Annotated in this window: 10 protein-coding genes; 6 read left to right on the top strand and 4 right to left on the bottom strand. The window is 37.2% G+C overall.

Annotated elements, in window-relative coordinates; genetic code table 11:
- Window positions 1-19 precede the first annotated feature (19 nt).
- Window positions 20-3,229, top strand: a complete 3,210-nt coding sequence (locus AT575_RS06995) for an SdrD B-like domain-containing protein (RefSeq protein ID WP_425444827.1) — start codon at window positions 20-22, stop codon at window positions 3,227-3,229.
- A 140-nt stretch (window positions 3,230-3,369) separates the two neighbouring features.
- Here AT575_RS06995 and AT575_RS06990 read toward each other — a convergent pair whose 3' ends face one another.
- From AT575_RS06990 to pbp3, 4 genes are all read right to left on the bottom strand, one after another.
- A complete protein-coding gene (locus AT575_RS06990) occupies window positions 3,370-4,554 on the bottom strand; it encodes a D-alanyl-D-alanine carboxypeptidase family protein (protein WP_102777735.1) in 1,185 nt (394 codons plus the stop codon).
- 88 nt (window positions 4,555-4,642) lie between these two features.
- The gene (locus tag AT575_RS06985) at window positions 4,643-5,668 is read right to left on the bottom strand and encodes a serine hydrolase (RefSeq protein ID WP_245871508.1); all 1,026 of its coding nucleotides are present in this window, start codon (window positions 5,666-5,668) and stop codon (window positions 4,643-4,645) included.
- Window positions 5,669-5,676: 8 nt separating this feature from the next.
- Window positions 5,677-5,859, bottom strand: a complete 183-nt coding sequence (locus AT575_RS10855; RefSeq protein WP_245871507.1) for a hypothetical protein — start codon at window positions 5,857-5,859, stop codon at window positions 5,677-5,679.
- 111 nt (window positions 5,860-5,970) lie between these two features.
- A complete protein-coding gene (pbp3, locus tag AT575_RS06980) occupies window positions 5,971-7,209 on the bottom strand; it encodes a D-alanyl-D-alanine carboxypeptidase PBP3 (RefSeq protein WP_102777734.1) in 1,239 nt (412 codons plus the stop codon).
- A 341-nt stretch (window positions 7,210-7,550) separates the two neighbouring features.
- Here pbp3 and AT575_RS06975 point away from each other — a divergent pair, with 341 nt between their 5' ends.
- The 5 genes from AT575_RS06975 (at window position 7,551) to AT575_RS06955 (ending at window position 14,021) form a co-directional block, all read left to right on the top strand.
- On the top strand, window positions 7,551-9,533 hold the full coding sequence (locus tag AT575_RS06975; protein ID WP_102777733.1) for a peptide ABC transporter substrate-binding protein: 1,983 nt from the start codon (window positions 7,551-7,553) through the stop codon (window positions 9,531-9,533).
- A gap of 67 nt (window positions 9,534-9,600) precedes the next feature.
- Window positions 9,601-11,100, top strand: a complete 1,500-nt coding sequence (locus AT575_RS06970; protein ID WP_102777732.1) for an ABC transporter permease — start codon at window positions 9,601-9,603, stop codon at window positions 11,098-11,100.
- Complete coding sequence (gene oppC / locus AT575_RS06965; RefSeq protein ID WP_102777731.1) at window positions 11,100-12,026, top strand: oligopeptide ABC transporter permease OppC; 927 nt, start codon at window positions 11,100-11,102, stop codon at window positions 12,024-12,026. The genes AT575_RS06970 and oppC overlap by 1 nt, the downstream gene beginning before the upstream one ends.
- An 8-nt stretch (window positions 12,027-12,034) precedes the next feature.
- Window positions 12,035-13,105: an ABC transporter ATP-binding protein gene (locus AT575_RS06960; RefSeq protein WP_102777730.1), complete on the top strand. Its 1,071-nt coding sequence runs from the start codon at window positions 12,035-12,037 to the stop codon at window positions 13,103-13,105.
- Window positions 13,098-14,021: an ATP-binding cassette domain-containing protein gene (locus tag AT575_RS06955; RefSeq protein WP_102777729.1), complete on the top strand. Its 924-nt coding sequence runs from the start codon at window positions 13,098-13,100 to the stop codon at window positions 14,019-14,021. The genes AT575_RS06960 and AT575_RS06955 overlap by 8 nt, the downstream gene beginning before the upstream one ends.
- Window positions 14,022-14,345 lie beyond the last annotated feature (324 nt).

Genomic DNA, 14,345 nt, shown 5'->3' with positions numbered 1-14,345 from the left:
TAAGAGCACCTCAACCAGTTTGAGCGCTTCAACCAGCACAAGTGCAAGTGCTTCAACCAGCTTGAGCACTTCAACAAGTACAAGTGCAAGTGCTTCAACTAGCTTGAGTGCTTCAACAAGTACAAGTAAGAGTACCTCAACCAGCTTGAGCACTTCAACCAGCACAAGTACAAGTACCTCAACCAGTTTGAATAATTCGACAAGTACAAGTAAGAGTACTTCAACCAGTTTGAGCGCTTCAACCAGCACAAGTGCAAGTGCTTCAACCAGCTTGAGCACTTCGACAAGTACAAGCGTATCTGATTCAACATCATTATCAGATTCAACAAGTGTATCAGATTCAACAAGTGTATCTGATTCAACATCATTATCAGACTCAACAAGTGTATCAGAATCAGCGTCACTATCAGACTCAACAAGTGTATCTGATTCAACATCATTATCAGACTCAATAAGTGTATCTGATTCAACATCATTATCAGACTCAACAAGTGTATCAGAATCAGCGTCACTATCAGACTCAACAAGTGTATCTGATTCAACATCATTATCAGATTCAACAAGTGTATCAGAATCAGCGTCACTATCAGACTCAACAAGTGTATCTGATTCAACATCATTATCAGACTCAATAAGTGTATCAGATTCAACAAGTGTATCTGATTCAACATCATTATCAGACTCAACAAGTGTATCAGATTCAACAAGTGTATCTGATTCAACATCATTATCAGATTCAACAAGTGTATCAGATTCAACATCATTATCAGACTCAACAAGTGTATCTGATTCAACATCATTATCAGATTCAACAAGTGTATCTGATTCAACATCATTATCAGACTCAACAAGTGTATCTGATTCAACATCATTATCAGACTCAACAAGTGTATCTGATTCAACAAGTGTATCTGATTCAACATCATTATCAGACTCAACAAGTGTATCAGATTCAACATCATTATCAGACTCAACAAGTGTATCTGATTCAACATCATTATCTGATTCAACAAGTGTATCTGATTCAACAAGTGTATCAGATTCAACAAGTGTATCTGATTCAACAAGTGTATCTGATTCAACAAGTGTATCAGATTCAACAAGTGTATCTGATTCAACATCATTATCAGACTCAACAAGTGTATCAGATTCAACATCATTATCAGATTCAACAAGTGTATCTGATTCAACATCATTATCAGATTCAACAAGTGTATCTGATTCAACATCATTATCAGACTCAACAAGTGTATCTGATTCAACATCATTATCAGACTCAACAAGTGTATCAGAATCAGCGTCACTATCAGACTCAACAAGTGTATCTGATTCAACAAGTGTATCAGACTCAACAAGTGTATCTGATTCAACATCATTATCAGACTCAACAAGTGTATCAGAATCAGCGTCACTATCAGACTCAACAAGTGTATCTGATTCAACAAGTGTATCTGATTCAACATCATTATCAGATTCAACAAGTGTATCTGATTCAACATCATTATCAGACTCAACAAGTGTATCAGATTCAACAAGTGTATCAGATTCAACAAGTGTATCAGAATCAGCGTCACTATCAGATTCAACAAGTGTATCAGATTCAACAAGTGTATCAGATTCAACAAGTGTATCTGATTCAACAAGTGTATCTGATTCAACATCATTATCAGACTCAACAAGTGTATCTGATTCAACATCATTATCAGATTCAACAAGTGTATCTGATTCAACATCATTATCAGATTCAACAAGTGTATCTGATTCAACAAGTGTATCTGATTCAACAAGTGTATCTGATTCAACAAGTGTATCTGATTCAACATCATTATCAGACTCAACAAGTGTATCAGATTCAACAAGTGTATCAGAATCAGCGTCACTATCAGATTCAACATCATTATCAGATTCAACAAGTGTATCTGATTCAACGTCACTATCAGATTCAACAAGTGTTTCAGAAAGCTTGAGTACTTCTGAGAGCCAATCAAATTCTAATATTGGATCTGAGACGATGATAGTTCATACCATCGGTGATACCGTTTGGGAAGATACTAACCATAATGGTGTTCAAGAAACTGGAGAACCAGGAATTCCTGGCGTAACAGTTACTCTTACAACTCCAGATGGAAGTACCGTTACCACAACAACTGATACCAATGGAAATTATGAGTTTACTGATCTCCCAGATGGCGACTATACAGTGACCTTCACACCGCCAGCTGGATATGTGCCAACAACACCAAACGCTGGTGATGACACATTGGATTCAGATGGAACTGTCGTTAAAGTAACTGTATCAGGAAATGATAACCCAACAATTGACTCAGGTTTCGTTAAAGATACTCACACCATCGGCGATACTGTATGGGAAGATACAAACCATAATGGTGTTCAAGATGCCGGCGAACCAGGAATCCCAGGCGTAACAGTAACAATTACGAACCCAGATGGTTCAACACAAACAACAACGACTGATAGCAATGGTCATTATGAGTTTACTGATCTCCCAGACGGTGACTATACCATTACCTTTGATACACCAGCTGGCTATGTGCCAACCACACCAAACACAGGTGATGACACATTAGATTCAGACGGAACAGTTGTTAAAGTAACGGTATCAGGATCAGATAATCCAACCATCGATAGTGGTTTCGTTAAAGATACACATACCATCGGTGATACTGTTTGGGAAGATACTAACCATGACGGTGTTCAAGATGCTGGTGAACCAGGAATTCCTGGCGTAACAGTAACAATTACGAACCCAGATGGTTCAACACAAACAACAACGACTGATAGCAATGGTCATTATGAGTTTACTGATCTCCCAGACGGTGACTATACCATTACCTTTGATACACCAGCTGGCTACGTGCCAACCACATCAAACACAGGTGATGACACATTAGATTCAGACGGAACAGTTGTTAAAGTAACGGTATCAGGAAATGATAACCCAACAATTGACTCAGGTTTTGTTAAAGAAATTGAGCCACAGTTACCGCCAACAAGCGACTCAGAAAGTAACACCACTTCTGAATCCAACTCTCAATCAACCCAAGAATCAACTTCAACAAGTCAATCAAGTACTCCACAAGCAAGTATGACAAATGTTCAACTTCCGCATACAGGATCATCTGATAACAGTGGTCTGTTCGGAACAGCAGCCTTAGCCATTCTCGCGGCTTTAGGATTGGCAACTAAAAAACGTGAGGAAGAAGAATAAATTTCTCACAAATTACAAAAAGATCAAGAATTTCTCTTGATCTTTTTTTGTCGTGTCAATAAATTTTTGGAAAAACTTTGAATTAAAATTAGGAATAACCTAACTTTCTTCTATTTATATTACATTAAAAATGGCATCAATTAAAAGATGGCTACAAGAGCTAGGATAATCACAATCACAATAAAAATGCCAAGCCCGATGAAGAAAATGCGGTGATGATGATCAACAAAAGCTTCGAAACGACTTAGAAGGTCAGAGTCACTTGGATTTTTCCTCTTCACACTAGAAGATGTACTTTCATCAGCTTCTGTTCTTTTCCTTTCTTTGGGAAAAAGATTATCAAATTTAGTTTTAGAAGTTTCATTAATGTCTTCAAAACCTTTTTCAGTCAGAGCATTAATGTAAGGATGTCGGTAGAATTCACCTTCTTGATCTGACCAGTCGCTAACCCCCATAACAATAGTAATCAAGCGCTGACCATCACGTTGAGCAGTCACAATGGCATTGAAAGCAGCGCTTGGGCTAGAGCCAGTCTTAAGACCATCTACACCTTTAAGACCATATTTGTCACCAGGAAGCGAGTAGTTGTAGGAATGGAATTCTTCCTCGTATGGTGTCCCTACCATGGTTTTGACTACTGATTGGTTTGTGAAGGAAAGGATATCCGGATATTTTTTTAAAAAATTGTAAGCTAAAATGGCCAGGTCATGCGCAGTTGTTTGATTAGGAGCTGAAGCATCATATTTATCAGGGGTGTAGTAGCCATTAAAAGCTTCAGCCACAGCACCACTTGCATTATTAAAGTGGGTGTTTGACATTCCTAATTTCTCAGCCGTCTTATTAATACGATCAATAAAGGCAGAAGCATTATTTTCTGACAGATAATTAGCCAGCATAATAGTCGCCGCATTGGAAGAGGGAACCGCAGCCATGGTAATTAAGTCACTGACCGGATAGTCTACACCGGCAACGATTTTGTTATTACTAATCTCATAGATTTGACTAATGGCTTGATCCGTTTCAGTAGCTCTGATTGTTGTATCCAAATCAAGTTTACTTTTATCAATATCCTCAAATAAAAGATATAAAGTAAACATTTTTGACATACTTGCCGGATCTCGCACAGCCATCATATTATCTTGCCAGAGAATATCACCATTTGAAGCATTAACAACAATAGATGATTTCGGCTTTGTAATGGGGTTAATTTGATAACCAGCATCTTGAGTGATACCAATAATATCCTTTGTTTCTTGAGCATGACTTGTAGTTGGGAAAAGGAAAAAGAGAGAAATCAAAAATATAATGACAGAAATTTTTCTCACAAAAAAAGCTCCTTGCTAAAAATGATAAGCTTATTATATCACTAAGCTAATACAATGCAAAGAACTTTTTAATGTTTATTCAATGATTCTAATATTGATGAGTGAAGAGGTTGATGAATTTTTCCCAAAGTGTAAGACTTTCGACCCTCTTAGCGGCATAAATTGCTGTTTCAGGTTTCTCATCTAAGTAATCGGCCTTATCTTGGAAGAAAATTTTTCCTAATTTTTCTCCTTTTTTTACAGGAGCCTTGACTTCTTTTTCAGTTAATTTAAAGTGATAATCAACTGACTTAAGAGATGGTGATTGAACCACCGAAAATTCGGTTTTGCTAACATAAGGAATAGTCTTCTGTTTGGCATTCGAAATAGCTAATTTTTTAGGAAGAGGACTATTTTTGGCGTAAGTCACTTTTTTATAATTTTGAAAGCAATAGTCAAATAATTTATTAGACTCAACGAAGCGAGCTTCATTATCATTTTCCGCGTCATTTGCATGAAGAATAACGACAATAACACGCATATTATCTTGAACAGCAGTTCCAATATAGGTTTGCCCGGCTTTAGCGGTAGTACCCGTTTTCAGACCGTCGACACCATATCTGCCCATGCTGTTGCCAGGAAGTAGATGATTGGAGTTGGTTAGGACATCATTACCCCAAAGTAGTTGAGTCTGAGAAGAAATAGAGAGAATTTCAGGATAATCTTGTATTAAATGGCGAGCGACAATAGCCAAACTTCTTGCACTCAATTCATTTTCCGCATGACGGCTAGACCCAGGATAGATATGGCCGTTTAGCATACTGTTATTCAAACCAGATGAATTCAGCAGTTGATAATCTTTGATGCCCCAGTCTTTCAATTGTTCCTTGACCATATCCATGAATTTTGGCTCATTTCCGGCGATTTTTTCAGCTAGGGCAATTGCAGAGCTATTAGCCGAAACAATCATAGCGGAGTCAACCAATTCGCGAACTGAGTAGGAGTCTTTGTAGAGAGGCGGGTTGCTGATGTCGGGATTATTGGCCAGAGCTTTCGCATATTTAGACAATTTAATCTGATCATCCCACTTGAGTCTGCCAGAATCAATTTCCTTAAGAGTCATATAAACAGTCATGATTTTTGTCAAAGAAGCAATGGGAATTTTTTTTTTTGGCTATTTTTCTCATAAAGAACCTTACCAGTCCTATATTCCACAGCGATAGCTTCTTTAGCATTGATATTTAATGCTTGCTCTGCTTTGATTGTTGGGGCACTTCCCAAGAGCAGGAAAAAGCAGAAAAGTATTAAAGTGATTTGTTTTTTCATAGTACCTATTTTAGCAATATTAACGGGAATGGTCAAAAAAAGGAAATAAGAAATTCTTACTTCCTAATCTTATAAAAGTGTGAGAAATTCAGTTTGTTTAAGCTTGATTTCTCAGAGTTTCTCATTGACATAAGTGACGAAATGATTCCACCAAACTTTTAAGAAAAAGCTCCGTGGTATTTCTTCTTCAGCACTCAATTGATAGGTAGGCCGATCACCTAAATACCCGATTCCGACAGGGTCTGAATCTTTATAACTAGCACTGGCAAGTTCTTCTTTTTTAGAGAGTGGTGCTTGGAATTCAGACTTTAGGGGGGTGATTCTAAGTTTATCAAGCTTTGCTTGACCAATTTTTTGGACAACTCGAATTGATTGATCGGCAACTAGGCCAACCTGCGTTTTAGGACTGTCTATTACCTTAATTTTCTTACCTTTTAAGGATTCTCCTTTTTTAACTAAGGTGACAGCCTCATAGGTTTTGCTAATGTCGTCCAAGAGAGCATTTGCTGCGGTGAACTGAGTGAATTCTTGACCGTCAGCCTTATCTGCATCTAAAATAATTGAGACGATGTTCATCTTGTTTTCTTTGTTAGAGCTAATCAGAGAAGCTCCGCCATTTTCCGAATAAGAAACAAAGAGTCCATTGGTTCCAATCCGATAATTTGGCATGCCCTTGAGCATGTAATTGTAGGAGAAGATGCGATCGCCTTGGTAAGGGGCAGAAGGATTTTTGGTAATTTTAGTGACTTGAGGGTAGTCCTTGAGTAGATGTTGGGTGACAATGGCCAAATCCTGAGCCGACATCTTATTTTCTGCATTCTTTTTAGATTTGGGATAGATATGATCCCCCAGTTGGCTATTGGAAAGTCCAGTCGCATTGACCAATTTAGCGTCGTGAATCCGCCATTCCTTAAGTTGCTTCTGCATTTTATCAACAAAAAGAGGCTCTGTTCCGCCGATTTTTTCAGCTAGGGCAATAGCAGGGCTGTTAGCATTGGTGATTAACATGGCCTCCAACAAGTCTTCAACGGTGTACTTGCGGGCATCCAGTGGCACATTACTGATAGTATAGTCAGTGGTAAGGTTGTAAGGGTAGTCAGAAATTTTAACTGGTGTGTCCCAGGATAAGCGTCCGCTGTCAACTTCCTTGTAGACCATATAGGTGGTCAGTACTTTTGTGAGAGAAGAAACAGGAAGTTTTTCCTTTGCATCTTTTTCATAAAGAATTTTACCTGTGCTGACTTCAAAAGCAATACCACTTTTGGCAGGGAGTTTATAAGATTCTGCTGAAACCAAGGTTGGAATAAGTGCCAGACTGGCGATAAGCAGAAAGTAGGTCAATTTTTTCATATGGGTTAGGGTTTCCTTATCAAGAAGCTAGATTCTTTTTAATTATATCATAAGTCTGACCTGGATTTCAGTACTTTTCTTTCTGATAATGGTCTTTTGGAAGCATTATCATGAGAAATGAGAGTGATTACATTAAAGGCGAGAGATAAGTCGATAATGGCTTTAATAGCTGATATAGCAGGGGAGAAAATAAAAAATTTTAATAAATGGCAAAAAAAGAGGTAAAATATTCAGATAATTTTGTGTCAAATATTTTTTTAGGAGAAAAATTATGATATAATGTTTTTAATTAGCACAATCTTTTTGAACAAGATTGAAGAAAAAATTTAGGAGCGAGTCTTATGAAAAATGGCAAGTGGTTAGCTGCCGCTGGAATAGCGGTTTTATCAGTATCTGCACTTACAGCCTGTGGTGGTGGATCAAGTAAAAGTGGTAAGTCAAACACTTACAGCTATGTTTACTCTACTGATCCAGATACTTTGGATTACCTAGTTTCTGGACGTTCAACAACCAGTGAAATCACCCAAAATGGTGTTGATGGGTTAATGGAATATGATAACATGGGGAACCTTGTTCCATCAGTCGCAAAAGATTGGACTGTATCTGAAGATGGTTTAACTTATACTTACAAAATCCGTAAAGATTCAAAATGGTACACTGCTGATGGTGAAGAATATGCAGCAGTTACGGCAGATGACTTTGTTGCTGGTTTAAAACACGCAGCTGATAAAAATTCTGAAGCCCTTTACTTGGTTCAAGATTCTGTAAAAGGATTAAGTGACTATATTGAAGGTAAAACTAAAGACTTCTCTACAGTTGGTGTAAAAGCTATTGATAAGAATACTGTTCAATATACGCTTAACCAACCGGAAAGTTATTGGAATTCTAAGTTGACTTATGGTATTTTATCTCCTGTTAATGCTGAATTCTTGAAATCACAAGGTAAAGATTTTGGTAAATCTTCTGATGCTTCATCTATCTTGTACAATGGACCATTCTTAATTTCTTCTTTAACAAGTAAATCATCAATTGAATTTGTTAAAAATGAAAATTATTGGGATAAAAAAGATGTTCATCTTGATGCCGTTCAATTAACTTACTATGATGGTCAAGATCAAGAATCACTCTTCCGTAACTTTGACAAAGGTTCTTATACTGCAGCTCGCCTTTTCCCAACAACTCCTTCATATAAAAAGGTTAAAAAAGAGTATGGCGAAAATATCATTTATGGACCACAAAAATCTAACATCTACTATGCAACCTTCAATTTGAACCGTACTGCTTATGAGCATACTAAGAAAACGGATGATAAGCAAAAAGAAGATACACGTAAAGCTATTTTAAACAAAGATTTCCGTCAAGCTTTGACATTCGGTTTCAATAGAGAATCTTATACTGCTCAAACAGCGGGTGAAGAAGCTGCCAATAAAGCACTTCGAAACACATTGGTTCCACCATCATTTGTTCAAATTAAGGGTGAAGATTTCGGAAAAGCTGTTGAAAAAGAATTGGCGACTTACGGAGATCAGTGGAAAGATGTTAATTTAGCAGACGCTCAAGATGGTCTTTACAATCCTGAAAAAGCAAAAGCACAAATGGATAAAGCTAAAAAAGCTCTTGAAGCGGAAGGTGTTCAATTCCCAATCCATATTGACATGCCACAAGACCAAACTGCTTCTGGTTTAATGCAACAAGCACAATCTATGAAACAGTCCATTGAAAAATCACTTGGTAAAGAAAATGTTGTTATTGATATCATTGAATTGAACTCTGATAACTACAACAATATTACATACATGGCTGAAACAACTGATCAACAAGACTGGGATCTTTCAACTGCCTCAGGTTGGAGCCCAGACTACATCGATCCGTCATCATACTTAGATATCTTTAACACTACTATTGCAAATGCTGCTCAAGCTAAAAACATTGGTTTAAATCCTGTTAAGGATAATGCCATTGCTACTAAAGCTGGTTTAGATGAATTTAATAAACTTGATAACGAAGCTGCAAAAATTACTGATGATCAAGATAAACGCTATGAAACATATGCTAAAGCACAAGCAGCATTAGCAGATTCAGCAGTTTATATTCCAACTTATTCATTAGGTGGTACGCCAACAGTAACAAAAGTTGTTCCATTTACAACTGCTTTTGGTTGGGCTGGTAACAAATCAGATGCAACTTATTTCAAATATATGAAGCTTCAAGAAGAACCAGTTAAAACAAAAGACTATGATAAAGCATTGAAGAAATGGAAGAAAGATAAAGACGAATCTAATAAAAAATATGCTGATTCATTAAAAGAGCATATTGAAAAATAAAAGCTTGTTCATTAAGAACTTTCTCTTCGAGTGAGGAAGTTCTTTTGAACTTATTATGAGGAATGGAATGAAAAAGTATATTATTGAGCGCATTTTGAGGTCTTTAATATCGATTTTGTTGGTAACAACTTTAACGTATGTTATTGTTTTTACTTTGGTACCAACAAGCCTGATTTTTAAACAAGACCCCAACTATAATAAGATGGTGACGACACCAGACAAAAAAGAAAACTACCGTAATACTGTTTTTGAACGCATGGGTTACATTTCATACTATAGCAGTAAAGAACTTGAATCCAAGGCTGAGAAAATTGATAAATCAGTTTCAGTTGAACCAACAGCAGCCAATAAAAAGATTTATCAAAAATACATTAAATCAATCGGCAATGGCTGGGAATTAAAACGTTTTGAAGAAAACAAAAAATTCTATGCTGTCCGAAATATTCCGATTTACGAACGTGTTTGGAATTTCTTTAGTAAACTAATTGTTATTGACCATCCTTGGACAATCCAAGATAAGAAAAATCCAGACTTGGCACGCTATATTCGTCCAGAAATGGATCCTGCAGTAGGACCTGCCATCGTTGGTTCAGGAACTAAGCACAAATACATGATGTATGTTAATGGTCAATTCCCATTTATTCATCAAAACTTCATTAGCTTCAATTTGGGCAAATCTTACCCAACCTATGCTAATATCCCTGTTATTCAGGTTATTACTCAAGAACAAGGTCGTACCCTCTCTAAAGAAGTTACATTCCCTAGCGGAGTTACTAAGTTCTCTCCAATCAATATCTATTCTAGAACTTATAAATCACCAAGCAAGGCGGATGCTAGAGATCGCATGAACTTTGGTAAGGATGATCCTTACACAGCAACACAAAATAATCATGCTGAACCATCAATGATTACCAACTCTTTCATTATTGGGATGACTGGTGTTCTCTTATCTTACATTTTTGGTTTGCCAATTGGGATGTTAATGGCTTACTATAAAGATGGTTTATTTGACCGTTTTTCAACAGGTGCAACAACCTTTATGTTGGCTTTGCCAAGTATCGCCCTTATTTACATTGTTCGTTTCTTAGGTTCAATGGTTGGACTTCCGGATACTTTCCCATTATTAGGTGCAGGGGATCCCAGATCGTATGTCCTACCCGCCTTAATTTTAGGGATTTTAGGAACACCAGGGAATGTCGTTTGGTTCCGTCGTTACCTTGTGGATTTACAAGGCAGTGATTTTGTGCGCTTTGCACGGGCTAAAGGCTTAACTGAAGCTGAAATTTCAAAAAATCACTTGTTCAAACAAGCTATGGTTCCGATTGTTAATGGTATCCCTCAGGCAGTAGTAGCTACTATTGCAGGAGCAACATTGACTGAGACTGTTTTCGCCTTTCCAGGTATGGGTAAAATGTTAATCGATGCCATTAAGGCAGCCAACAATACAATGGTGGTAGGACTAGTCTTCATTTTTGCAGTATTATCAATCTTAGCTTTATTAGCTGGAGATATCTTAATGACAATTCTTGACCCACGTATTAAATTATCTAGTAAAGGAGGTAAGTAATGGCAACAATTGATCAATCTAAATTTGAGTTCGTTGAACTTGACAGTTATGCATCTGAAGTTATTGATGCCCCGGCTTACTCTTACTGGAAATCGGTTTTCCGTCAATTTTTTGCGCGTAAATCAACGATTGTTATGTTAGTTATTTTGATAACCATCATTTTAATGAGTTTTATCTATCCGATTTTTGCTCATTATGATTTTAATGATGTTAGCAATATCAATGACTTTTCAAAACGCTATATTTCACCAAACTCAGAATTCTGGTTTGGTACTGATAAAAACGGTCAATCCCTCTTTGACGGTGTTTGGTATGGTGCCCGAAATTCAATCCTTATTTCGGTTATTGCGACCATCATCAATATGATCTTGGGTGTTGTTATCGGTGGACTTTGGGGTGTTTCTAAAACAGTCGATAAAGTCATGATCGAGGTCTATAACGTTATTTCAAACCTTCCACAAATGTTGATTATTATTGTCCTAACATACTCTATCGGGGCAGGTTTCTGGAACTTAATCTTCGCCTTTTGTGTTACTGGTTGGATTGGGATAGCTTATTCTGTCCGGGTTCAGGTATTACGTTACCGCGACCTAGAATATAATTTGGCCAGCCAAACCTTAGGAACACCAACACGGAAAATTGTTACTAAAAACTTACTTCCGCAATTGGTATCTGTTATCGTATCAATGGTTTCCTTATTGTTGCCAGCATATATCTCTTCTGAAGCCTTCCTATCCTTCTTCGGTTTAGGGTTGCCGCTTTCAGAACCAAGTCTTGGTCGTCTGATCTCAAACTATTCATCAAACTTGACGACAAATGCTTATTTATTCTGGATTCCCCTTACCACTCTTATCTTAGTATCGCTCCCTCTCTATATTGTGGGCCAAAACTTAGCTGATGCTAGTGATCCAAGAACACATAGATAGGAGTCGTCATGGTAGAAAATAAAGAAATTATTTTAAGTGCAAAAAATGTGGTTGTTGAATTTGAAGTTCGCGACCGTATCTTGACTGCAATTCGTGATATCTCCATCGACCTTTATGAAGGCGAAGTCCTTGCTGTTGTTGGAGAATCTGGAAGTGGTAAGTCAGTTTTAACCAAAACCTTTACGGGGATGCTTGAATCAAATGGCCGTGTAGCCTCTGGAAGCATTGATTATCGTGGGCAAGAATTAACGAAACTCAAGAATCATAAAGACTGGGAAGGCATTCGCGGTGCAAAAATCGCGACAATATTCCAAGATCCAATGACCAGTCTTGACCCAATTCAAACCATTGGTAGCCAAATCACTGAGGTTATCATTAAACACCAAAAGAAATCACGTTCTGAAGCTAAAAAATTAGCCATTGACTATATGAATAAAGTCGGTATCCCAGAACCTGAAAAACGTTTTGATGAATATCCATTCCAATATTCAGGCGGGATGAGACAGCGTATCGTTATTGCTATCGCTTTGGCATGTCGCCCAGATATTCTTATCTGTGATGAGCCAACAACTGCCTTAGATGTAACCATTCAAGCACAAATCATTGATCTTTTGAAATCTCTTCAAAAAGAATATGAATTTACAATCATCTTCATTACCCATGACCTTGGTGTTGTGGCAAGTATTGCGACCAATGTTGCGGTAATGTATGCTGGTGAAATTGTTGAATATGGAACAGTAGAAGATATTTTCTATGACCCAAGACATCCATATACTTGGAGTCTTCTATCAAGCTTACCGCAATTAGCTGATGATAAAGGGATTTTGTTCTCAATTCCAGGAACACCTCCGTCACTTTATAAACCAATTGTTGGTGATGCCTTTGCTCCTCGTTCACAGTATGCGATGAAAATCGATTTCGAAGAAGCAGTTCCCCGTTTTGAAGTCAGTGATACCCACTGGGCAAAAACTTGGTTATTGCATCCAGAAGCACCAAAGGTTCAAAAACCAGAAGTGATTCAGGATATTCATGAAAAAATCTCAAACAAACAAATCTATCGGGAGGAAGGAAATGTCTGAGAAATTAGTCGAAGTCAAAGACTTAGAAATTTCCTTCGGTGAAGGAAAGAAAAAATTTGTTGCTGTTAAAAACGCCAACTTCTTTATTAATAGAGGAGAAACCTTTTCTCTAGTTGGAGAATCTGGTTCTGGTAAGACAACCATTGGTCGTGCCATCATTGGTTTAAATGATACTAGTAAAGGTGACATTGTCTATGACGGCAAAGTTGTTAATGGAAAAAAATCAAAAGCGGAAGCTAACGAATTAATTCGTAAAATCCAAATGATTTTCCAAGACCCAGCAGCCAGTCTTAATGAACGGGCAACCGTTGATTATATTATTTCAGAAGGTCTCTACAACTTTAATCTTTTCAAATCTGAAGAAGAACGTCAGGAAAAGATTAAAAACATGATGACTGAAGTTGGTTTGCTTGCCGAACATTTAACACGTTATCCACATGAATTCTCCGGAGGACAACGCCAACGGATTGGTATTGCGCGTGCTTTAGTTATGGATCCAGAATTTGTCATTGCCGATGAGCCTATCTCAGCACTTGACGTTTCTGTTCGTGCGCAAGTTTTAAACCTTTTGAAACGGATGCAAAAAGAGAAAGGTTTAACCTATCTCTTTATCGCCCACGATTTGTCAGTAGTTCGCTTCATTTCAGACCGGATTGCTGTTATTCATAAAGGTGTTATCGTTGAAGTGGCTGAGACGGAAGAATTATTCATTAACCCAATTCATCCATATACCAAGTCTCTTCTATCAGCTGTTCCGATTCCTGACCCTATTCTAGAACGGAAGAAAAAATTAATTGTCTACTCGGTAGATCAACACGACTATTCAGTTGATAAGCCAGAAATGGTAGAAATTAAGCAAGGACATTTTGTTTGGGCAAATAAAGCTGAAGTAGCAGAGTATCAAAAGGAAATTTAAGTTCTATCAATAGAATAATAAAACAGTTAAACGACAGGAAATGATTCCTGTCGTTTTTAATATTGAAAAATATTAAAAAAAGCAAGCAATGCTATTGACAAGCGAGGTTGGTATAGTCTATACTAATTGAGTTGCCAAATTTTAGATTTATTAATCAAAAAATAAATGAAAAAAGTTGTTGACAAGGTCACACTGACCTGATAGAATATAATAGTTGTCTCGTAAGAGATGGCAAGACCTTTGAGAACTGAATAAGACAAGAAAAACCAAATGTGAGGGTGATATGTTTAGATGCATATTATCCGTCAATGAAGTAAAAAACAA

This window comes from Streptococcus penaeicida (assembly GCF_002887775.1).
In the GTDB taxonomy this organism is placed as follows: Bacteria; Bacillota; Bacilli; order Lactobacillales; family Streptococcaceae; genus Streptococcus; species Streptococcus penaeicida.
This window is presented reverse-complemented; position numbering and strand designations above follow the sequence as displayed.

Excerpts from the sequence above, each read along its gene's own strand:
- AT575_RS06955 (WP_102777729.1), top strand. The coding sequence starts at position 13,098 with ATGTCTGAGAAATTAGTCGAAGTCAAAGACTTAGAAATTTCCTTCGGT.
- AT575_RS06970 (WP_102777732.1), top strand. The coding sequence starts at position 9,601 with ATGAAAAAGTATATTATTGAGCGCATTTTGAGGTCTTTAATATCGATT.
- AT575_RS06960 (WP_102777730.1), top strand. The coding sequence starts at position 12,035 with ATGGTAGAAAATAAAGAAATTATTTTAAGTGCAAAAAATGTGGTTGTT.
- AT575_RS10855 (WP_245871507.1), bottom strand. The coding sequence starts at position 5,859 with ATGAAAAAACAAATCACTTTAATACTTTTCTGCTTTTTCCTGCTCTTG.
- pbp3 (WP_102777734.1), bottom strand. The coding sequence starts at position 7,209 with ATGAAAAAATTGACCTACTTTCTGCTTATCGCCAGTCTGGCACTTATT.
- oppC (WP_102777731.1), top strand. The coding sequence starts at position 11,100 with ATGGCAACAATTGATCAATCTAAATTTGAGTTCGTTGAACTTGACAGT.
- AT575_RS06985 (WP_245871508.1), bottom strand. The coding sequence starts at position 5,668 with ATGACTGTTTATATGACTCTTAAGGAAATTGATTCTGGCAGACTCAAG.
- AT575_RS06975 (WP_102777733.1), top strand. The coding sequence starts at position 7,551 with ATGAAAAATGGCAAGTGGTTAGCTGCCGCTGGAATAGCGGTTTTATCA.